At 36.9% G+C, this 25,624-nt stretch carries 4 protein-coding genes and 1 pseudogene; all 5 read left to right on the forward strand.

Features of this window, described 5'->3' with window-relative positions:
• Positions 1-1,232, forward strand: a pseudogene (locus EV145_RS22525) (hypothetical protein); the annotation flags it as partial.
• Positions 1,233-1,357: 125 nt separating this feature from the next.
• Positions 1,358-22,549: a T9SS type B sorting domain-containing protein gene (locus EV145_RS03045; RefSeq protein WP_133523746.1), complete on the forward strand. Its 21,192-nt coding sequence runs from the start codon at positions 1,358-1,360 to the stop codon at positions 22,547-22,549.
• 43 nt (positions 22,550-22,592) lie between these two features.
• Positions 22,593-23,567, forward strand: coding sequence for a type IX secretion system membrane protein PorP/SprF (locus EV145_RS03050; protein WP_243739193.1), 975 nt, complete (start codon positions 22,593-22,595; stop codon positions 23,565-23,567).
• A 158-nt stretch (positions 23,568-23,725) separates the two neighbouring features.
• Entirely contained in the window at positions 23,726-24,817 is a 1,092-nt protein-coding gene (locus tag EV145_RS03055) for a sensor histidine kinase (protein WP_133523747.1), read from the forward strand.
• A complete protein-coding gene (locus tag EV145_RS03060) occupies positions 24,814-25,503 on the forward strand; it encodes a LytR/AlgR family response regulator transcription factor (protein WP_133523748.1) in 690 nt (229 codons plus the stop codon). The genes EV145_RS03055 and EV145_RS03060 overlap by 4 nt, the downstream gene beginning before the upstream one ends.
• Positions 25,504-25,624 lie beyond the last annotated feature (121 nt).

The following is a 25,624-nucleotide window of genomic DNA, read 5'->3' on the forward strand; positions in this document are numbered from 1 at the left end:
AAGCAGCAGATGCTAAAGCAAAAGCAGATGAAGAAGCACTTCAGGTAAAATTAGCTGCAGATGCAAAAGCGAAAGCCGATGCAGAGGCGTTGAAAATAAAACTTGCTGCTGATGCAAAAGCAAAAGCGGATGCCGAAGCACTACAAGCAAAATTAGCTGCAGATGCAAAAGCGAAAGCTGACGCAGAAGCGTTGAAAGCTAAACAAGATACAGAGGAAAAAGCAAGAATTGAAGAAGAAACTCGTCAAGCAAAATTAGCCGCCGATGCAAAAGCGAAAGCTGATGCAGAAGCATTAGCGGCAAGACTTGCAGCCGAAGCTAAACTAGCAGCCGATGCAGCAGCAAAAGCAGCAGAGTCTCAAAAAGATGAAACAGCAAAAGCTATTGATAATTTGACTCAGTCTCTAGAAGAGTCAAGTAAAAATCAAAGTGATTTATTTGCTCAGTTTAATGCAACAGTTGCTAACAAACAAAAAGATTTGAATGACTTAAGAGAGGAAAATGATTTAAGTGAAAAAGGAATCTATAGAGAACCTAAACCATTCAAAAGTGTTGCTGCAGAAAATAGTCAGTTAGAAGCTTTAAAAACAAATATTGCTGAAGCAAACAGACTTCAAAAAGATGAGATTGCCAAGCTGACGAATTTGTATAACGAAAGACTTAAAAAAGTTCCGAATAAAAATGACGCTTTAAACAAAGCTTATCTTGAAAAGATAAACCAGCTAAAAGCAGCTCAATTGAAAATGGAACAAGATAGTGCAGCATTATTAGCCAATTTGGAGCGTATTAAAGCTGAAACGGAAATTGAGAAAAAACGTAGAATCAAACGTGCGGCTTACGAAAATGATCAAGGAAGATATAATCAAGATCTGGCAGCTCTTAAGCGAATTAAGGAAACTACTAAAGCAAGTAGTACGCCTTTAACAGCAAGTGATTTTGATTTTGGTGAAGACCAGTCAAATATGCAGATTATCAAGAATATTAAAAATTCCGAAAGTGGTTATTACATGATTGTTGCGGTTCATAGCAGTGTTGAAAAGAGAGATGAATTCCTTACTAAAGCGGTTGCCGCAGGACGTACAGATATTAATTTCTTCTACAATATAGCAACAAGTAAATATTACATCTATTACGAGAAATATGAAGGTTTACAAGAAGCTACTAAAGCATTAGAAGCGAAAGGGAACAAGCCTTATAACGGTAAAATGGCCATCGTAAAAGTGGAGAATTAATAGAAGATAATGAGAATTAAGCACCTTATTTTTAAGGTGCTCACAAAAATAAATATTTTAAAGCGGCAAAATTTTAATCACTAATGCCCCTTAGAGATTAAGAAAAGGCCACAAAATTAAATACCATGAAAAAACCTACTATTCTAAAAATTGCAATTTTGCTTCTGTTGTTTTTACAAGCAGATATAGTATTTTCTCAAAATGCGGCGCAAAGCAAAGACTTTACTAGAGAGTATAACAAACAACTTAGAGGAGATATTCTTACTATTGGGAATAATATTCTTAACAGAGGTACTAAGAAATCTGACGGTACTTATAGTGTAAGTCCAAATACTGATTATAATGGTACTGATTACAATGGTAATTTTGATATGTACTATATCAATGTTGACCCTGTTTCTAATAACTCTGATCCAATCTTCAGTTCAAGTAGTGCTACTTTAACTATACCAAATAGTAATGCTCCTGGTGATCCATGTTACAAAGTAGCCTATGCAGCATTATATTGGTCAGGTATTTTAAAAACAAAAGATAATTCGGCGGCAGAGATTGCTAAAAGAAAAGATATTAATAAGGTAAAGTTTAAAATTCCAAATGGTGCCTATCAAGATATTGTTGGAACTTTAATCCATGACATTCCAAATCCTACAAATGGAATAAATCCTGATAAAACGCAAGCTTATGCTTGCTGGGCAGTAGTTACAGATTTATTAAATGCTAAAAATCCTGATGGTAAATATACTGTTGCTAATGTAATTGCGACACAGGGTGTCGAACAGACAAATGGTGAGACAGGTTTGTCAGCGGGATGGTCTCTTTTTATTGTATATGAAGATGCTAATTTGGCAACGAAATCAATTTCTACCTTTAATGGTTTCAAAGCACTTGCAAGTAATCAAGCTCCGCTTACCACTAAGGTCACTGGGTTTACAACACCTGCTAAAGGTACAGTTAATGCCCGATTCGCATTTGCAGCACTTGAAGGAGATAGAGGATATAGAGGAGATTATCTTTCAATTAATGGAAAAAAAATAACACCTACTATAAGACCTTTAGTTAATGGAAATGATAACTTTTTTAACAGTACAATAAACAGTTTAAATACAGCTTTTATAGCTAGAGACCCAAAGAGTTCAAATACGCTCGGGTTTGATGCTGGAGTTATTGATCTTGATCCTGATTGGGGTGTTATTACAAATAATCAAACTTCTGCCGATATAACGCTGGGAACCAACCAGGATGTTTATATTTATTATTTCACGGCATTTTCAGTAGATGTTATTGCGCCAAAGGTCGTACTGACAAAAGCCGTTCATGATGCTGGAGAGAATGACATGAGTAATAAAAATGTTACTTTGAGTCAGGAATTGCGTTATACTTTAGGTTTTAAAAATGAGGGAAATGATAGTGCGACTGAATTTACAATAACAGATCAATTACCGGTTAATACCAACTTTAACTTTCCAGGGGATATTTTTGAATTACCTTCTGTAATGACAATTGCGAATAATGTTACTTATAATGCGGCAACTAGAACCATCACATTCAAAGTGCCTAATTCGCTAGTTGAGAAAAATGATCCAAAAGACAAAATTCGTTTTAAGGTTCATGTGGTAGACGATTGTGCTACATTAACAGATGCTTGTAATAACGTAATTAAGAACAGTGCATTTTCAAGCTATCGCGGTAATCCTGCAGCAGGTGGTGGTGGTAACGAAACTTTATTTGAAGACCAGAGTTATGCTTCAATTACGGGATGTAATATTTCACCTCAATCTACCAATTTTTTGGTTGGATTGGATGCCTGTAAAAATAGAAAAGCTGAAATATGTTTATCTGAAATGGAAATTTCTGCATCTGGTGGCTATACTACTTACAAATGGGCGACAAGCTCAAGTTATAGTCCAGTTTTAGGAACAAATCAAAAACTTAAAATTACAGGACCAGGAACATACTATGTGTATAGTACAAAAACAGGTTGTCCTGATTTTGAAGAAATTATTACTGTTACAGATGGAGGTGGAGTAAAAGCCAATCCAATTATTAAATATGCAGATAATAAAGATTCAAATGGTATTATTGCTCCTTGTGATATTGATGGAAAACCATTGCCAAAAATATTCCTTTGCGGTGCCAATGATTCAAGACTTTTTAATTTAGAGCTTCCATTAGCAACCGTGGTATGGGAAAAAACAAGCTGTGTTCGTCCTCCACTTTCGGAGTTATCTGAATTATGTGCTGATGAGAGAGCAAGTTGTACTTGGATCTCAGCCGGAGCAAACGGTTCTCTTTTTACAGCTAGTGAAGCGGGTTATTATAGAGTAACGATCACGTCAGGAGGTTGTGTGAACCGTTATTATTTTAATGTATATAAAAGTGATGTTGCGATAAACGAAACACATAAAAATATTTTATGTACTACACCAGGAAGCATTACAGTAGACAAACTTACGGGTTACGAGTTTAGCCTAACACATGTATTGATTCCGGCTTCTAGTTCTACAACTACTGCTTGGGACGACAATAACGTTTTTACTATTACACAAGAGGGTAACTATGTTGTGAATTACAGACTTAAAAATGTAAACCCAACTTGTGCTTACAAAACAAATCAGATTATCATCACTAAAGATGATTTTACTGCAGGAATTGACAACCCAAATGAAAATCCACTTTGTTTTGGAGACAAAGGAAGTATGCAGGTAAGTGCTACAAGTGGATTTACGAATTACTACTATATACTTTATGAAGATGGTGTCAAAATTCAGGAACTAGGACCACTTCCACGTACTCATTTATTTAGTGATTTAACTCCTGGAAAAACATATACTGTAGATGTTTTCACTAAAAAAGCAGATCAGTCCATTGAATGTACTTATACAGTAGGTAGGCTTATACCTAATCCAGCCGCAGCATTAAGTGTTACATCTTCAGTTATAAAGTCGCTGACTACTTGTGCTGAGGGATTGTATCGAATTACAGCATCTGGTGGTAGCGGAAGTTATTCTTTCTTTGTAGACGGTTCTACAACTGCACAACCTTCAGGTGTAAATGATAATACAGATCTTAATTCAATTATTCTGTCAACACCTACGGCAAAAGAATATACAATATTAGTTCGTGATTCAAATCTTTGTGAAACTACATACAAATTTACAGTTCCAGCAAATCCAAAGCCTGTATATACAGTTGTTCCATCTGTTATCAAATGTTATGGAGAAAGAGGATCAATTACTGTAAATGTATCCAATGCAAATGGCTATTCTTTAGAGTATAGTATAGACAATGGAAATACATTTGGCGCAGATCCAACATTCTTAAATTTAAAATCGGGAGCTTACAATGTTGTTGTACGTTATACACTGTCAGGACAAAGCTGTACAGATCCAGCTCAAGTAGTTACCATCTTGCCACCGGCAGGTGCTTTGACAGCTTCTGGAGGTGTTTCAGAATTAGCAGGGTGCCGACTAGGAGGTCTTGGAGGAAGATTACGTTTTACTAACGTAACTGGAGGTAAAATTCCATATCAATATTCTTTCGACGGAGGATTGACATTTGATGATTTGCCATATGAAGATGTGATGCACGGTACTTATGTACTAATTGTTAAAGATGCAGAAGGTTGTACTTATAAATTGCCTTATGATGTTGTATTAGATCCAAAACCAGCAGACCCATCAATTGATCCACTTAATGTAGTTTATAATTGTAATGGTACAGGGAAAACTACAGTAACAATTAATAATCCTTCAAATGGAAATTATTCTTATGAGTATTATTTAGATAATGTACCAAATACACCAATTACAAATAATGTTTTTGATAATGTATTGTCAGGTGATCACAAAGTAAAAATTGTATATAAATTAGAAGACGCTACGACGTATAGTAATTTATTAAAAGAAGATTTTGGAAGCGGCGACCCTACAACAAGCCCGGGTATTGCAGCGGCTTATTGTTTTAATAATCAAGATGTAAACATCCATACATGCCCTAATCCTACAAGATCGGTTGAGGATAATCAATATTCTGTTGCCAGTTTCTTCTGGAGAGGTGATACAGCTTGGTATCCATTTAAAGATCACACTTCAAATGGTACAGTTGCTGACGGAAGATATTTATTAGTAAATATTGGTTCAGCAGCTGGAGATTATGGTGTTTTATACAGCAAGCCAATTGCTGATGTTATTCCGAATCAGCCTGTAAAAGTTGATTTGGCTGTTGCCAATTTATTAAATGCAGGTGTAGCCGGAGCGGCGCCAATTGTGCGATTTGAATTAGTAAATCCAGCTGGGGTTGTAGTTGCCCGAGTAGATACTGGAAAAATTGCTGAAGATAAAAATGATCCAAACAGAACAAAATGGATCGAGATTCCAACTATTTCTTTAAACCCAGGGCCTAATACCAACCTAACATTTGTTATTCGTTCAGGAAGTTTAGAATACAATGGAAACGATTTGTTAATTGATGATATTTCAGTTTATCAATTGCCAAAATCATGTTTACAAGAAAAAGAAATAGAATTTTCAGTAGGAACTGATAAAGCATTTACAGTTTTAGAACCAGTAATTAAAGATGTTGATTGTAACGGTGGAAATACAGGTACCATTACAATTACAGCTGAAAACTTTAATGGAAGTTTTTATTATTCTGTAAATGGTGGAAATTTAGAAAGTTCTACAACATCTCCAGTTATTATCGATGAATTGACTGCTGGAAATTATACTGTTGTTGTACAAAGTGACTTAGCAGGTACTTGTTCTAAATCATTTAATAAAACAGTTGGTGCTCCAACTGCGGTTACTGTTGATGCAACAGTTACTGCCCAGGCAAAATGTGGAACAGGAAATGGAGCTACAATTACAGCGACTGCTTCAGGTGGAACAGGACCTACTTATACATATGAATTAAGAGCAGCAGATGGTGTTACAGTAATTGCTGGTAATGCTTTTCCTCATTCAAATATTTTCACAAATGTTGCTGCACCGGGAACGTACACGGTTGCAGCTAAAGATATTAATGGATGTCTTTCTTCAATTTCCCCTGCAATAGTGGTAAACGCTCCAACTCAACCAACGGCGAGCTTGAGCACCACTTCAGATTTATGTTATGATGCAAATAAAGCCACGATTATTGTTACAGCAACTGGTACAGGAACTTTAACATATAGCTTGGATGGCGCTGCGGCAGTAAATACTAATACATTTACGAATGTAGGAGTAGGAAATCACACTGTGGTGGTGACAGACAGCAATACTTGTTCAGCTACTGTAAGCAATATTATTGTTGCGACAGAATTAAAAGCTAGACCTGAAGTAACAAAAACTTTAGACTGTAATACAACAGGAGCAACTATTAAAGTTGATATAGAAGGAGGTACTGCTCCGTTTACATATAAATACAAACTTGGAGCATCAGGAACTTATAGCGCAAGTATTCCTGTCACAGGAACTACATTTGATTATGCAGCTCCAGGATCTGGTACATACTATTTTGAAATTTCAGATGCTAATAGTCCAACTTCTTGTAAAGTAGAAGTTTCGACTACAGTAGATGCTATTAGTAATCCTACTGTTAATGCAACACCAGTTCAAGTAACTTGTAATGGTGGTTCAAATGGAGAGGTAATTCTTGCAGGTTCAGGTGGTTCAGGTGGTTATACTTATAGTTTCAATAATAGTGGTTTTACAACCACAGTAAAATATACAGGTTTAAAAGCAGGAATTGATTACCCATTCCAAGTAATGGATAACAAAGGATGTAAATCTTTGCCAGGTTCTATTAGGTTAACAGAGCCAACGGTAGTTCAAGGAATTATTAAAGCAACTGAAATTACATGTAGTTCTACAGGAACTATTCCTGCTGTAGTTACAGTAACAGCTTCTGGCGGAACAGGAACTGGCTATCAATATAGTTTCAATAATGCAACAAGTTTTACAACTACAAATACTTTTCCAACTACAACAGCAGGTTCTATTGTAACGGCTTATATAAAAGATAGCAATAATTGTCAAATCGGTCCATTAAGTATTACTATTGGAGCATTTGATCAGATTACAGGAATCAATTTAGTTGATAGCGGTTATGATTGTTCAACTACACCTCCTGGAGGTCATGTAACTTTGACAGCTGTAAAAGCAGGTACTTTAGCAAATATTTCATATAAAATTACTGCAGGACCAGCAGGTTATAATACTGCGAGTAACACAACTGGGGACTTTAAATCATTGACTCCAGGATTATATACTTTCCAAGCTACAGACAGCAAAACACTTTGTACTTTCAGCATTTCTTATGATGTAAAAGGAACTTCGGATATTGTTGCCGGAGGATCTGTAGTTACAACAATTAAATGTAATGGTGGTACAGGAACAATTCAGTTTACAGTAACTGGAGCTAAAACTAGCGGATATGACTATGTTATTAAAAATGCTGGCGGAACAACAATTCAGCAGGCAAATAACGTAGCGGCTTCGACTACTACAATTGCTGTGGCTTCTGCAGTAGTTGCTGGTGATTATACTATCACTGCTACTGACAGATTAACGAAATGTAAAGCTGTTTATACTGTTACTTTAACACAACCAAATGCCGCAGTAGATGTGACTGCAACAGCAGCGAACATCACTTGTAGTAAATTTACATCTGTAATTACGGCTGTAGGATCTGGAGGAACGCCAAATTATTCTTACGCAGTTGTAAAACAAGGATCTTCAGCGCCAGCGGCAGGAGCTTATACTACAAGCGCAACAATGACTGTTGATACAAACAACGGCAATGATCGTAATTGGACAGTTTATATAAAAGATGTGAATGGATGTCCTGACACGGTAAATGTATCTATTCTAATGGATGCTGTTCCGACAGTTACGGCAACTTTAGATAATCAATGTACAGGTTCTGGTAGTTCATTTACAATTACTGCAAATGGAACAGGTGGTACAGGAACATTGACTTATGGTATTAATGGTCCAACGGGAGCTTTTGGTACTAATAATGTTTTCAACGTTTCTGCTTCAGCTACTCCTTATACAGTTTGGGTAAAAGATGGAAACTTATGTACAGCTTCTGCGGCTGCTATTATGGTTTATCCTCAATTAACAGCTATTACTGTTGTTAAAGAATTAGATTGTTCTACTACAAGTCCAGATGCTACAATTACAGTTACTCCAAACGGAGGAAGAAGTGCATATACTTATGCAGTTTCAACAAATGGTGGAACTTCGTATTCTCCAATGGGTTCAAATGTATATACAAGTGCAACAGCTGGAACGTTCTTAATAAGAGTTACTGATGCGAACGGATGTACATTTGTAACGACTACTGAAATACTTCCTAAAACAAATCCAAGCTTAGCTATTGGATCTCAAAAGAATGTTTCTTGTAATGGAGCGGCAAATGGTTCAGTTCAATTGATTGGATCAGGAGGTTCATTAACAGGAGGTCAAAATTATCAATATAGTGATAATGGAACTACTTATGTATCAACTTCATTATTCACTGGTTTAAGTGGTGGAGCTCATACATTCTATGTAAAAGATAGTAAAGGATGTACAGGAAGCCTTACCGTAACTATCCAAGAGCCAGATCCTTTGGTTATTTCAGATACTACTACACCATTCTCTTGTAGTATAACAAATACAAAGGTAGCAGGATCTGTAGAGATCAATATTCCAACTGGCGGAACGGCGCCTTACCAATACAGCTTCAACGGTGGAGGTTACGGACCAACTAGATTATTGACTGTAAACGATAATGGTGTTTCAGATCAGACGGTTACGTATTCTGTTAAGGATGCAAACGGATGTATCGAAAACGGTTCAACGATCTTAAGAAGATTGAACCCACCATCTAATATGACCTTCTTAAATAATGCTATTACTTGTACTGCAACATCTACAAATGTTACAGTTTCAGTAAGCAATGGAGTTGGAACACTACAATATGAAACTATTGCACCTTCTGTTATTATCAGAGGAAAACAAACAGGCAATGTATTTAACGGATTAACTCCAGGAACGTATACTTTTAGAGTGACCGATGCAAATGGATGTTTTGATACAAAAACATATAAAATTGATGATGTAACACCTATCCTTGTTATTGGAAATAAAGGCAATGATGCCAAATGTAAAGGATCATCTACAGGAAACGGTACTTATACAGTTTCTAATGTTTCAGCAGTAGGAAACTATTCATTTGCATTAACAGCAGGTACATTAGGAACAGGTACATTGACAAAATCAGCAACTAATGCAAATGTATTGGTATTGGCTAATGTAGCAGCGGGTACTTATACAGTAAGAGTTACAGATCTTACTACAGGATGTTTCAAGGACGAATCAATAACTATTGGTGAGCCTAGTCTTGATGTAGATGTTACAGCAACTGCGACTAACATCACTTGTAAAGTCTTTACTTCAGTAATTACAGCAGTTGGAGCTGGCGGAACGCCAAACTACACTTATGCTGTGGTTGAAAGAAATGCAACAGCACCTACTGTGATCAACGGAGGAGCTTCATTGACAGTAGATACTGCTAATGGTACAAAAATGTTCTGGGATGTTTATGTGAAAGATGTAAACGGCTGTACTGATTTTGTTACAGTTGAGATCAAGGCAGATAAAGTTCCGACGGTTACAGCTGTGTTGGACAATCAATGTACAGGAACAGGAAGCAACTTTACGATTACAGCTACTGGTGCAGACGGAAAAGGAACATTGCTTTATGGAATCAATGGGGCAAATGGCTCATTCTCGACAAACAATGTTTTCAATGTACCAGCTGGAACTTATACAGTTTGGGTAAAAGATGCCAATAATTGTACAGCTTCTGCAGCACCAATTACGATTTATCCTCAGTTGGCTGCAAAAGCAAATGTTACCAAACAATTAGACTGTTCAGCTTCACCAAAAGCTGAGATTACAGTTGATATTGAAGGAGGAAAATCGACATATACCTATAGAGTAGATCCAGGTACTGGAACTTACGGAGCAGTTCAGACTGTAACGGGAACGCAGTTTGTTTTCACAAACGCGACAACAGCAGGTACCTATAAATTTGAGATTACGGATTCTAACAGCCCTGCTTGTAAAATCGAAGTATCTGCAATAGTTTCGGCTATATCAGATCCGACAGTAACAATTGCGGCTCAAACTAATATCACTTGCAACGGATTATCAAACGGTTCAGTACAATTGGCCGGTCATGGAGGTTCTGGCGGTTATACATATAGTGATGCATTGGCCGGAACTTATACAACAACGGCTACTTTCTCAGGATTAGCTTTAGGCGCACATACCTTCTATGTAAAAGACAGCAAAGGATGTACAGGAAGTGTTGTTGTTACCATCACACAGCCATCAGTATTAGTGATCTCAGACATCACTACTCCATTTTCTTGTAGTACGACTAACACCAAAGTTGCAGGTTCGGTAGAGATCAATGTTCCTACAACAGGAACAGCACCTTACCAATACAGCTTCAATGGAGGCGGGTACGGACCGACGAGAATACTGACAGTAAACGATAATGGAACTTCAAACCAAACCATTACTTATTCTGTAAGAGATGCAAACGGATGTATCGCAAACGGCTCAACGATCTTAAATAGATTGAATTCTCCTAAAATTACTATTGTTAATTCAAGCGCAATTACATGTTCAGTATTTACTAGTACTGCAACTGTTGTAATTACTGCCGGAACAGGAGTAGGAACTTTAGAATTTGAAACTATTGCGCCTTCTAAAGTAATTTTACCTAAACAACCAAGTAATTCATTCGCTGGATTAACAGATGGATCATATACTTTTAAAGTTACAGATGCTAATGGATGTTATGATGTGTATAACGTTATTATAAAACCAGTAACAAATATTGCTGTAAGAGGTGACGTATCTAGTAACGTTAAATGTAAAGGAGATGCTACGGGATCTGGAGTGTTTACGGTTTCAGGATTTACAGGATCATACAGCTATAGCATCAATGGTGGAACTATAGTTTCAGCACAAACTGCAACTACAATTCCTTTAACAAATCAATTGGCTGGTACTTACAATATTGCTATTACTGATGAGGCTACGGGTTGTACAGCTACAGGTTCACTTACAATTGACGAACCAGTATTAGGACTTACTGCAAATTATGTTACTGTAAATGCAAATTGTAAAATTGGTACTTCAAAAGTAACAGTTAATGTTACTGGAGGAACTCCAATTTACAGATATTCATTTGTACAAGATGGATTAGCAATGGGTACATTGACAACTTCTAATACTGCTAATCTAGATCCAAGTGTTAACAAAGATTGGGATGTATATGTTGTTGATGGCAACGGATGTCAAGTGAGGCTTGATGTTGTAATTGATACGGATAATGCTCCAACTGTTACTGCTAGTACTGCAAACCAATGTTTAGGTTCAGGTACTTACGAAATAACTGCTAGTGCCACAGGAGTAGCTCCTTTTACATATAGTATTAACGGTACTAACTATCAAGTATCAAATAAATTCCCTGTAAATGTAGCAGGTAATTATACAATTTATGTAAAAGATGCAAATGGATGTATTGCTTCTACTGCAACTCCGGTTACAGTTTTAGCACAATTGACAGTATCTCCAAAATTGGTTAAAAATATTACCTGCGTTTCAGGTGATGAAGCAGCTAAAATTACACTTACAGTAGGTGGTGGAAGTGGAAACTTTACGTACACAAGTACACCAGCGACAGGAAGTTTTACAGGAAATGTGTTTACAACTAGTGATGCTGGTAATTATATCTTTACGGTAACAGACACAGATACTAATTGTACTGCAACAACGACGTTGGCAGTGCCAATTATAATTCCAACTCAACCAGAATTTACGGTTGCAAATGGAGCTGGAATTAGTTGTAATGGAGATGCTTCTGCTTCGTTAAACGTAGTAGTAGATCCTTCAAAAGGTGTTGCACCGTTTGTAATTAATGTATTTAATAAAACTTCGACTCCACCATTTGATTATGGTACTCAGACTTCAGGCTTAAAAGCTGGTGATTATACTATCACAGTAACAGATGCTAATGGATGTCCTGTAAGTAAAGATATTACTATTGCGGAACCAGATCCACTAGTTTTAGATTTTGATACTGAAGATTTGCAATGTACTGGAGCAGGTGTTACGAAAGGTAAAATTATTATCAATTCTGTTACAGGTGGTACAGGATTATACAATTACTACGTAACAGGTATCAATAATTTTTCGAAACAAAGATTGAATACAAATGGATCTTATGTAGTTGAAGTAGTTGATTTTGGTTTGTATCAAATTAGGATTGAAGATGCTAATGGTTGCTCTATATTAGAATCAAATATAAAAATTGCGGCTCCGCCAGATTATTTGGATATAAGCGTTGCTACATCTGCCAGCTGTGGTGCTGGAGGTGGAAGTGCAGTAGTTTCTATAGGATCTGCTTTCCCAAGTAGTGGACCATTTTATTTTAATATTTATAAAGGATCAACGCCTCCACAAATCTTTACAGCAGTTAATGTAGATGGTTGGCAAGGAGAAATACCGTCAGGAAGTTTATCGACAGTTTTTACAGGTTTGACACCTGGAGTGAAATACACTTTTATTGTGTACGATAAAGGTACAGATTGTTATTATTATCAAGAAGCAGAAGATGCTGTTCCAACTAATTCACTTTTAGAAGTTGTAGGAGGAGTTGCAAATAACGTTTCTTGTGTGGGAGAAAATGATGGTAAATACACTTTTGCTATTAAAAATAATTATACTTCTGGTCCTTCAGTAGATGCAAGTTTCGAGGTTTATGAAGCAATAACAAATAAGTTGGTGACTATAATCCCGGCGCTTCCATCTAATACAGCAACAATTGCTGCTGGAGCGACGTCTACTACATTTACTGTAAGTCCGCTTCCAGTTGGCTCGTACTATATTTTAGTTAAAGAAGATGTAGGACCAAATGCTGGATGTTCAGTAGTTTCTGCTAATTTTAACATTAAAGAGTCTACAAAAGTTATGAGCTTAACAGCTTCTGTTTCAACTAAAGAAGACTGTAATAATTTAGCCATTATTTCTGCTCAGGCAAAAGATGGAACAGGACCTTATACTTATCAAGTTGTAGCTTCAGGAGCTTCTCCTGTGAGTGGTGCTTGGGTTTCTGGAAATACATTTACAAGAGCAGGAAGTATTGCTGGAACTTTATATGATGTATATGCAAAAGATGATTTTGGTTGTGAAAAATTTGTGCCAGTAACGGTGTACAAATACGCCGCTCCAACAATTGATCCTGTAGCTCCAATTTGTTATACAGGTACACCATTTAAGGTTACTATTACTGGAACCGTAGATCCAACTATTGTTGGAGCACCAACATATAGCACTGATAATGTTGCTTATCAAGCATCTAATGAATTTGAATTTAATGCTGCAGGAACATATCACTTATATATTAAGGATGGTAAAGGCTGTACAGCAACAATTGATTATGAAGTAAAACCACAAGTAACTTTACAGGCTAATTTAGCTCTAGACTTAACTTGTACGGCAAATGCTTCGATTACCTTAACTCCAGGTGGAGGAACAGGAACTTATGGTTCTTATTATGTTGATATTGACGGAGGAGGTTATGGTGTAATTACAATGCCTTATGAACCATCTGCAGCTGGAACTTATACTTTCAGAGTAGCAGACTCACAAGGATGTCAAGCATTCTCTAGTCCTGTAATTGTAACGCCAGCATTGTTGCCAGCAGCTAATGCTACACCGTTTGATGTAACTTGTATTGGTGGAACCGACGGAAGCATTGAAGCTACAGCAACATCTGGTATTCCTCCTTTTGAATATCAATTAGAGCAGGGCGGTACAATATTAAAAGCTTTTAGCATAGTTAATACATTCACTGATTTATCAGCAGATAACAATTATGTTGTTAGAGTTAAAGATGCTAAAAATTGTGAAATAACTGTACCAGTAACAATAGAAGAACCAGTTAACTTAGTTGCATCTGCAGCTTTAACAAAAGGTCTACTTTGTTATCCAGATAATGATGCAATTGATGCAGAAGTAACAGTAACGGTTACATCTGGAGGAACACCACCATTCCAATATAGTTTTGATAATGGAGCAAATTATGGAGATAATAATGTATTTACTACTACTGCTTCAGGGCCTGTAAAAGTAAGTGTTAGAGATGCACACGGATGTATTGTAAATTTAGCGGATGTTATTGTTCCAGCTTTAGACGCTCCAACGGATATGGATATTTCAGGAACATTAGTTTTCTGTAATCCAGCGGCTAGACAAACAAGTACAGTAACAATAACTAATGTACAAAATGGTGTTGGAACTCCTCAATTTGAAATTTTATCTCCTATTGTAAGAGCTAAACAACCTTCAAATGTATTCACAGGATTAGCACCAAATGATCTTCCATATGTATTCCAGATAACAGATGCAAATGGTTGTACTTATCAAGAATCATATAAAGTTTTACCAGCTGAAGTAATTACAGTTTCAGGACAATTAGTAAGCAATGTAACATGTAATCCAGGTACTAACGGCGAGGTATTGTTTACAGTAGGAAACTTTACAGGCACCTACAGCTATTCACTTAACGGAGGAGCTGCAGTGACCGGACAGACAAGCTTGACAATCCCAGTTACGGGAATAACGGCTGCAAGCACGCAAACTGTTGCGATTATTGATGAAGTTACAGGATGTACGGCTACAGCTTCGATTATTGTTGCACAGCCGGCAGCATTAGCATTATCAGTTTTGACCAACATCAATGCAAATTGTAATAATGATGCCCAAGTTACTGTAGAAGCTACAGGCGGAACAGCACCATATGAGTATTCATTTGTTGTGGCAGGAGCGGGATCTCCAGGAGTATTTACTTCTTCAGCATCTGCAATTTTGGATCCTGCTACTCCAAATTGGGATGTGTATGTGAAAGACGTAAATGGATGTATCATTACAGCGCCAATCACGGTGCCTGTTGTTAAGGATGCACCTCCAACAATGGGAACTCCAGCACCTATATGTTTTGTAGGCACTGCAGTAACAATTGATCTAGCCGCTTTAGCGACTGTGAATATCGGTACAGGAGTTTACAGAGTAGATGGTTCTGATATTACAGGATCTACTTATAATGTTACCGCTCCAGGTACTTATAAATTCAGTGTTGTCGATGGTAATGGATGTGAATCGAATATTGTAAGTTTTGAAGTTAAGCCTCAGGTTACTTTGTTGGCAGAGCTTCTACAGGATCTTACTTGTACTTTGGCTGCAGACATCAAATTGACTCCAGGCGGTGGAACTGGAACATATCCTATTTACCAAGTTGAAATAAACAACAGCGGTACTTATGTTGCGCTTCCTGCGGTCTATACAGCTGGAACATATAAATTCAGAGTAGAAGATTCACAAGGATGTGAAGGATTCTCGAACACTATAATTGTAACTCCTGCGTTATTGCCAGCCGCTACAGCTGCAGCAATTGATGCAACTTGTATTGGAGGAAACAATGGAAGCATTGAAGTTACTGCAACATCAGGAATTACGCCATTGCAGTATCAATTAGAAAAAGGAGCAACGATCGTAAAAGCTTTCAGCACTTCAAATGTGTTTACAGGTTTAGTAGCTGGAACGGACTATGTGGTTACGGTTAAAGATGCCAAAGACTGTGAAATTACTATACCGGTAACAGTAGGCGAGCCTGCAGTTTTAGTTGCCTCAGCAACTTTGACACAAGGATTGACCTGCGGTACAGGAAATGCTGCGAATGCTGCAGAAGTAACGGTAACCGTAACTTCAGGCGGAACACCAACATACCAGTATAGTTTTGACGGCGGATCGACTTACGGCGACAGTAATACATTTACCACTACATTATCAGGAATGGTAAATGTAAGCGTGAGAGATGCAAACGGATGTATTACAGCTTTAACAGGTGTAAATATTCCAGCTCTTACGCCACCGACAGCAATGAGTGCTACAGGAACTTTAGTATTCTGCGAGCCAGCGGCAAGAAGAGAAAGTACAGTTACATTGACTGTTACAGGAGGAGAATTGCCATTGTCTTATGCTATCATATCGCCAGCTGGTTCAACTAACGTAACTGGCGCTTCAAGCGGCGTATTTACGGGATTATTGCCTGATGCACTTCCTTATGTATTTGAAGTTACAGATAACAAAGGATGTACTTTCAGAGCTGAATATACAGTTAAACCAGCTGTAGAAATTACTGTAGCAAGCGCATTGGTTAAAAATGTTACTTGTAATGGAGGTAATGATGGAGCAGTTAAGTTTACTGTTGCAAACTTTACAGGAACTTACAGCTATTCAATTAATGGATTACCTGCAGTAACAGCACAAACTAATGCAGTTATCAATGTTACTGGATTAACAGCAGGAGTTGCACAAAATATTGTAATCACAGATGAGGTTACAGGATGTACAGCAACAGCAAGTATTCAGGTAGGTGAGCCAGCAGTTTTAGATCTTGATTTAGTTTCTCAAACTCCTGCAAATTGTTACTTAGGTTCTATTGTTACTGTTCAGGCAACAGGTGGAACTCCAGCATATAAATATGCATTTGTTAAAACTGGAGTTACTCCGTTAGCTTCAGACTATACAACTAGCAATAGTACTGTTTTAGCTTATGATGATTTAGGTTCAAATGATTGGGATGTATATGTTCAAGACGCAAACCTAATTTGTTCTGATAAAATACTTGTTACGCTTACTAAACATGCAGCGCCAACAATTGATCCTAATGCAAATGTATATTGCTACACTGGTGGACCAGTTTCAATTACTATTACTGGAACAACTGATCCATCAATCACAACACCACCAATGTACAGTATTGGAAATGGCTATAAGGCTAGTCCTGACTTTACATTGAACGCACCAGGTACTTACGACTTTTATATAAAAGATGGTAATGGCTGTATAGCACATGCTACATATGTATTAAGACAAGAATTATTGATACAAGCGACTCTTACACAAGATTTGAACTGTACTACTAACGATGCAACAATCACATTATTAGCAACTCAAGGAACAGGTACTTATCCTAATTTCTACGTTTCTAAAGATGGAGGTGCTTATGTTGGAGTGACTTCACCATACCACCCAGTTGATGCAGGAACATATACTTTCAAAGTGAATGATGGTATTTGTGAGACAGTTTCTGTTCCAGTAGTAGTTACTCCTCTTTCTGTTCCATCATTTGCAGCTGCACCAGTAGATGTATTATGTCAAGGTGATTCAAACGGAAGTATTACGATTACTGCTTCAAATGGTGTTGCACCATACAAATACAGTATTAATGGAGGAACAACATATTTCGATTCTAATATTTTCACTGGATTAGCTGTAGGAACTTATTCAGTTACCGTAATAGATGCAAAAGGTTGTTCGCCATTATCGGCATCAAATATTGATATCAATGCACCAGTTGTTTTAACAGCAACTAATGCGGTAACACCATTTGGATGTGATGTTTCAAATAATGCAAAAGATGCATCAGTTACGCTTACTGCGGCTGGAGGTACTTCACCATATAGCTATAGTTTTGATAATGGTGTGAGTTTTGGATCTTCTCCAACTCATGTTGTTAACGCAGCATCTACAATTAATTATGTAGTAGTTGATTTTAACGGATGTAGAGTAACAGGATCTGTAGCAGTTCCTTCTTACAACCCGCCAACAAGTTTTGATTTATCGGCTACGCCAATTTACTGTAATACAGTAGGCGGTGTTGCAACGGTAACAGTGAGCAATGTTGTTGGAGGTGTTGCAGTTACGCCATATAACTATGCTATTGTTGAACCAACGGCTTCAGCAACGTCAAATACAACAGGTAGTTTCGCTAATCTATTGCCAGGTACATACGTAATAAAAGTTACGGATAATAATGGCTGTAGTACTTTAAATTCAATTGAAGTTAAAAAAGCAAGCGAAATCAGTGTTGAAGCTCAATTATTGAGTAATGTATTATGTAATGGTGGTACAACGGGTTCAATCGCGTTTACAATCAGTAATTTTATTGCGCCAGCTGATTATACATTTGCATTGTCTCCAAATAATGGAACTTTCACTCAAGTAGGTGATGTTGTTACTTATACTGGATTATCGGCAACAAATTATACGTTTACAGTTACTGATCGTACATCAGGTTGTACAGATAATGTTTCTAACTTCCTTGTTGATCAGCCAACTGCGCCATTGAGTTTTACAATGACTGCTACAGATATTTCTTGTAATAATAAAAACGCAACAATCACAGTAACTGCAGCAGGAGGTACACCAGCTTATGGTTATGCTGCTGTTGTGAGAAATGCCACAGCTCCAACATCGTTCAGTACTGATAACAAAATTGTTGTTGATACTAATAACGGAACTGATTTGGCATGGGATGTTTATGTGAAAGATTTCAACGGATGTACAACTTTAGTACAAACACAAAATATTTCAACGGCTCCACTTCCAAGTGGTATTACTGCAAATGTTGCAAGTCAATGTCCTAGTTCAACTGGAACATACGATTTCACAGTAACAGTAACTTCAGGAGTAGGACCATTTGAATACAGTATTGGCGGAGGATTCCAACCAAGTAATACATTCAGTGTAAATTCTTCTGGGTCTTATGACATCACTGTTAGAGATGCAAACGGATGTACAACTACGGTAACAGGTGCTGTCGTAATTAGCGATGCTCTTGATTTACAATTAGATGTTCAGAAATTGCCAAGCTGTGATTTCATTGATGGAAGAATTGTTGCTAGTGCTACTGGAGGATCTGGAAATTATAGATATACTTCAGGAGCATATATTCCTGTAATTGTCGGAACTACTGCAACATTCAACAATATGCCAGCAGGTATTCATACAATTACTGTTGAAGATTTGACTACACGTTGTAAAGACATTGTTACTGTTGAAATGAAAGCAGCGACTCTTATTACAGGCTTTAATTTAGAGAAAACAGATGTTACTTGTAACGGAGAATCAAATGGGCGTATCATTGTTCACTTGGCTCCTAATGCTCCAGGCGTAAATGATAACCCTGTATATACTTATACTTTAACAGGAACTACTATTGGTGGAACTGCTGTAAGTGTAGGACCTCAAGAAGGGAATATTTTTGATAATCTTCTACCGGGTGATTATACAGTAAGAGTAACTTCCGGAAGAGGATGTAATGATCAAGCGGACACAAGAATTTTACAACCAACAGCAATTGTGGTTAATGCTCCAACTGTTACACCTTTCGGATGTACAGCAGGTACAAACACTAAAAACTTTGCGAGCATCACGGTTAATTCTGTGACAGGTGGTACGACTCCTTATGTTCTTTATGAGTTCACTAAAAACGGAACAGTTGTTCAAAACAACAGCTCTAATGTTTACAATGAAACAGATCTTGCAGGCGGAACTTACTCAGTAAGAGTATTCGACAGCAATGGTTGCGTAGGATCTTCTACAGCTCCAATCGTAATTGCACCTTTCATTACTATGAATGATGTAAATGTGAATGTGACTGCTCCAATTACATGTGTAAGCAACCAAACTATTCAAGTTTCTGTTGCAACAACAGGTGGAACTCCAGCTGCATTAGTTTATACACTTACAGGTATTACAGGAACAGTTTACAATCAAACAAATCCAAATGGATTATTCACTGGATTAGCAATTGGAAGCTATCAAATTACAGTATTTAACCCAGCAACGGGTTGTACAATTAAAGGTTTCCACTATGTAAATGATGCTAATACTTTTGTAATCAATGCAACTCCAGTAAATGGAGAAGTATGTTACGGAGCAGCAGACGGAAGTGTTGACTTGTTATTTGTTGATACTTTATTGAACCCTGGAAACGAAGCAGGTGCATTTACCTATTCAATTACAGGTCCAGTACCAAGTTCTGGAAATTCTGCAAATGCAGGACCAGTTAGAATTTCTGGATTATTGGCAGGTCAATATTCAGTTACAGCTAAATTGGTCAATAGCCCAGAATGTACGGTAACAACAGTATTCACGATTAAACAGCCAGCATCGGCATTGACGATTACTAAATCACAAACGCCAATTACATGTGCTGCTGAAAACAATGACGGATCAATTTCAGTTGCCGCTGTTGGCGGATGGGATGCTAATTATGAATATGAATTAGTTGGCCCAGTAAGCAAAGTGTATTCATCTGAAAATGTATTCAAAGGCTTAACCGCTGGAACTTATACTATAAATGTAAAAGATGGAAAAGGATGTGTAGCAACTACAACTGCTGTACTTGTTAATCCAACTCCAATTGTTGTTAATGCTACAGCTAGTGCAACAATGTTGTCTTGCTACGGAGATAAGAGCGCAGTAATTACAGTGGCACTTCCAACAGGAGGTCAAGGAAGCAATTACTTGTACACTTTAAATACGCTTTCGGATAATCCAATCAGTGTTGCAGGTCCACAGCCAAGTCCGATATTTACAGGATTAGGTGCAGGAACTTACACAGTAACAGTTACAGACGGATTCAGCTGTTCAGCTACATCAGCTCAAATCGTGATTAGTGAGCCAACTATTGTTACCGGAAGCTTGCTTCAATCTAGAGCAGCAACATGTACATTACCAGCACAGCTTACATTAAGCGCAACTGGCGGACGTGCTCCTTACACATATAGTGTAAATGGTACTACAGTTTTAGGAACATTTACTACTTCGGTTACATTCAATGTAACTCCTGGACAGTACAGCTATTATGTTGCTGATGCTAACGGATGTGTTGGATTTGCTACGAACGGAATAACGGTTAATCCATTAGTTCCATTAACTGTTGATCTAGATGTATCTAGCGCAATCGTGAGATGTAAAGGTGATGCAACAGCAATCTTGATTGCTAAGGCAGAAGGTGGTTTAGGAAATTATGTTTACACATTGTACAGTGGTACAACAGGAACAAATGTTGTACGTGCTGCTCAAAATACAGGTCAATTCTTAGACTTGCCAGTAGGCTTCTACAGAATAAGTGTACAAAGCGGTGATTGTAGTTCAGTAAGCCGTGCATTTGAAATTACCGAACCACTAGCTCCATTTGCAGTTGGTTTTGCTCAAACAAATGTGACGTGCTTTGGTGAAAGCAATGGTAAGATGGTGATTACAGCAACTGGCGGAACGGGAGCATACAAATACTCTATTTCTCCAGACTCAGATCAGTACGATACTAAAAATGTATTTGAGAACTTAGCAGTTGGTGAATACACTGTTACGGCAATCGATGCAAACGGATGTAATGAAGTGTACACTTTCACTATCACACAACCAGCATTGCTTAAAGCGACGGAGGTTCCAAACTCTATGATTCCTGAAGTTTGTGTAGGTGATAAAGATGGTGCATTTAGTGTTGAAATTAGCGGTGGTACTGCTCCTTATAGTGTAAGTCTTGATGTTGAAAAAGGACCATTTACTGCTGGTGCAGCTGGTCAGACAATATTTGATTTCACTAAATTAACTGGAGGTACACACATGGTTTACTTTAAAGATGCTGCAGGATGTATGAATGTTGTTCAAATCGACATGCCACTTCCAGTAGTTCTTGATCCAAAAGCGGAAATAAACTATGATTGCGTTGACAATAAAGCTGCTAACAGAGTAACAATTACTATTGATAGTAGTATCACTAACCCAGTTGATGTTGATTATCAACTTGACGGAACGGGTGCTTATCAGCCAAGCAACATCTTTACAAATGTTGCTCCAGGTAACCACTACGTAACGGCTAGACATACGAACGGATGTGAAGTTCCAACAGTAAGCTTCGAAATTAAAGCTGTTCAGCCATTAGCAATTGCTTTATCTGCAGGTAAACCTGAAATGAACGTAATTTCAGTGACAGGTTCAGGTGGAGCTCCAGCTTATGAATACAGTTTCAACGGAGAACCGTTTACATCTTCTAACACTTACAAAATCTACAAATCAGGTGATTATGTAGTGGTAGTAAGAGATCAAAACGGCTGTACGGCTACTATTACAGTGCCAGCGATTTATGTTGATGTTTGCTTAGACAATTACTTTACACCTAACGGAGATGGTATTTATGATACTTGGGGTCCTGGTTGTACAAATATTTACAACAACCTTGAATTCTCAATCTTCGACAGATACGGTCGTGTAATTGCTAAATATCACTATGGTCAAAAATGGGACGGAAGATACAATGGAGAAGAATTGCCTTCTGGTGATTACTGGTATGTTCTTAAACTAAATGACGAGAAAGATGCAAGAGAGTTTGTTGGACATTTCACTTTATACAGATAACAAAGTAATAGCCCCTATGATGTTATCTAAAAAAATTATTACAATGAAAAAGTTTATTTTATCCCTAGTACTCATGGCTGTAACAACAAGTTACAGCCAAGAGTTAAACCTACCAGTGTTTACCCAGTATTTAGCTGATAACCCATTCGTGCTTTCACCTGCCTATGCCGGTGTTGGAGATAACTTTCGTATTAGAGCGAACGGTTTAACGCAGTGGGTCGGAATTAAAGATGCGCCTGAAAACCAGTCTTTATATGCTGATTTTAGAATCTTGGATCGTTCAGGTGTTGGTATCTCGCTTTATAATGATAAAAACGGATATACAAGACAAACCGGAGCTAAGGTTTCCTTTGCTCACCACTTGATTTTAGATTATTATTCTAAGCAGTATTTGTCTTTTGGTATTTCGTATAACTTCAACAGTTTCAGAATTGATATTGATGAGTTCAATAATACCATTGAGCATCCAATTCTTGATCCATCGGTAACAGACAATCGTTATACGGCAAATAATAACTTTGATATTAGTGCTTTATATCGTAATAAAAACTTCTATTTGAGTTTCAACGCAAATAACGTTTTAAAGAAAAATGTCGATAAATACCGTGGAGTAGAGCCAAACTTGCTTTCTAATTATCAAGTTTACACAGGATATGTTTTTAACGACGGAGAAAATAGACGTATTGAATATGAACCATCTGTTTACTTTCAATATTTTGCCAGCGATAAACGTTCAACAACCGATTTTAACTTCAAATACAGACGTTACAACCGTTACGAAGATTATTACTGGATTGGTGTTTCCTATCGTATGTTAAACGACCAGTTTCCAAAACCATTATCTGTTGGGCCAATGGCAGGTTTTATGAAGTCTAGATTTTATTTTGGATATTCTTACCAAGTTATGTTCAACGATTTAGGAAACTATAATACAGGTACTCACGTAGTAACCATAGGTTTTGATTTCTTGCAGGCTATCAGTAACTGTCCTTGTACGCAGAGTCCGGTTCACGATTAATAAAAGACAAAACCATTTCAAAGGCTAATAAGCCATAAGTATAAAGCGAGTCGCAACATTATGTGTTTTTACCGCAATAATTTGAAATAAACTGGCAATAACATTAAATTTGGATAGTATCAGTTTGCATTGTCAAAATGATAAATCAAATTTGATTTATGAAAGCAAAATTTTCACTTTATGCGAAACATATAGTTCTGTGCCTCGCTTTTCTTTTTTTGCCGTATGCCTTCACATCGACAAATACCATTTTTTCGTTGCCGCATTTATACACAAATGCACACGACCGCATTTACTTTTTCATCTATTTTACACTTCTTTGTTTTTTCTATTTTAACTATTATTACTTAATTCCGAGGTTCTATTTTTCCGAAAAGAAATTTCTATACTATTCCATCATTGTTGTATTTCTTTTATTTTTTCTTTGGATATCAACCACTCTAGATCATCCAGCCCGAAATTTTTTAGATTTCAGAAATCCTCCAGAACATTTTGAACACAATCCTGGACTATTTTCAGAGCATTTTCCTCCGCATCCCTCTTTTGTAAAAGAAGAACCTTTTGATTTCGTAGGTGGTCCGCCAACACAATATGGGCATACCGCTTTGGTTTATTTAATTGGAGTAATTTCTAGCCTGCTTTTTGCGATTACAGGCAGATTGCAACGTGTTGAAAAAGAAAAAGTAAAATCGGAACTGGCATTTTTAAAAGCGCAGATAAATCCGCATTTCTTGTTCAATACACTTAACAGTATTTATGCTTTGGCCTTAAAGAAAGATGATAAAACACCAGACGCCGTAGTACAGCTTTCCGAATTAATGCGCTATATAATGACCAATTCAAATGATGAAGTTATTGATCTGTCCAAAGAAATAAACTACATTAATAATTTTATTTCACTCCAAAAAACACGTTTAGGAAATACCGTAATTGTTGATTATAAAGTCACCGGAAATACTTTCGGAAAACAGATTACACCGCTTATTTTAATATCTTTCATCGAAAATGCATTCAAATATGGTGTAAATCCAGATCAAACTTCTGAAATTTGTATCACTATTGATATTAGAGAAGAAGTGCTAACGTTATTCGTTTCCAATAAAAAAACATTTTCAGTACAGTCTGAATCCGGAATTGGACTTCAAAATACAATCGAAAGATTAAAATTGGTTTATCCAAACAAACATCAGCTTAAAATTGAAGATACTCTTCAAGAATATGTTGTAAACCTTTCTATAAAATTAGAATGATCAAAGCAATTGCATTAGATGACGAGCCATTGGCATTAGAAATTCTTCAGAGTTTGTGTGATACAATTGATTACATAAATCTGGACAAAGTCTTTACGAAATCTGATGAAGCTTTTAAATATCTTAAAAAATATCCGGTCGATTTACTGTTTCTAGACATTAATATGCCGTCGATTTCTGGTCTTGATTTTTATAAAAAACTGCCACACAAAACAATGGTTATTTTCACGACGGCTTATTCTGAATTTGCTGTTGAAGGTTTTACCTTAAATGCAACCGATTATCTTTTAAAACCTATTTCGCTTTCCCGTTTTCAGCAAGCCACCGAAAAAGCTTTTTCGCAATGGAAACTGCAAAATCAAAATATTGAACAGCAATATCTTTTTATCCGCGCTGATTATAGTTTGATCAAGATTTTGTTTTCTGATATTTTATATATCGAAGGTTTAGATGATTATTTGAAGATTCACATTCAAAATCAAAAAACGGTCGTTGCAAGAATGACCTTAAAAGCGATACTTCAAAAATTGCCAGAAACGGAGTTTATCCGAGTGCATCGTTCTTTTATTGTTCCAATTGCAAAAATCGAGAAAATCAGAAACAAAGTACTGTTTATAGAAAAGGCTGAAATCCCGATAAGCGCCAGTTACGAAGAAGCTTTCTTTGCACTTTTGGATAAAAAATAAAAGATTCTGTCCGACTTATTTTTACTACAAAAAACATTTTTTTCTTTGTTCACCTCATAAATTTTGTGGTTTACCTCAAACTTTTTTCAACGCTTCAATTTCGAATAATTTTACTCGAAAA

Source organism: Flavobacterium sp. 245 (assembly GCF_004362055.1).
Lineage (GTDB): Bacteria > Bacteroidota > Bacteroidia > Flavobacteriales > Flavobacteriaceae > Flavobacterium.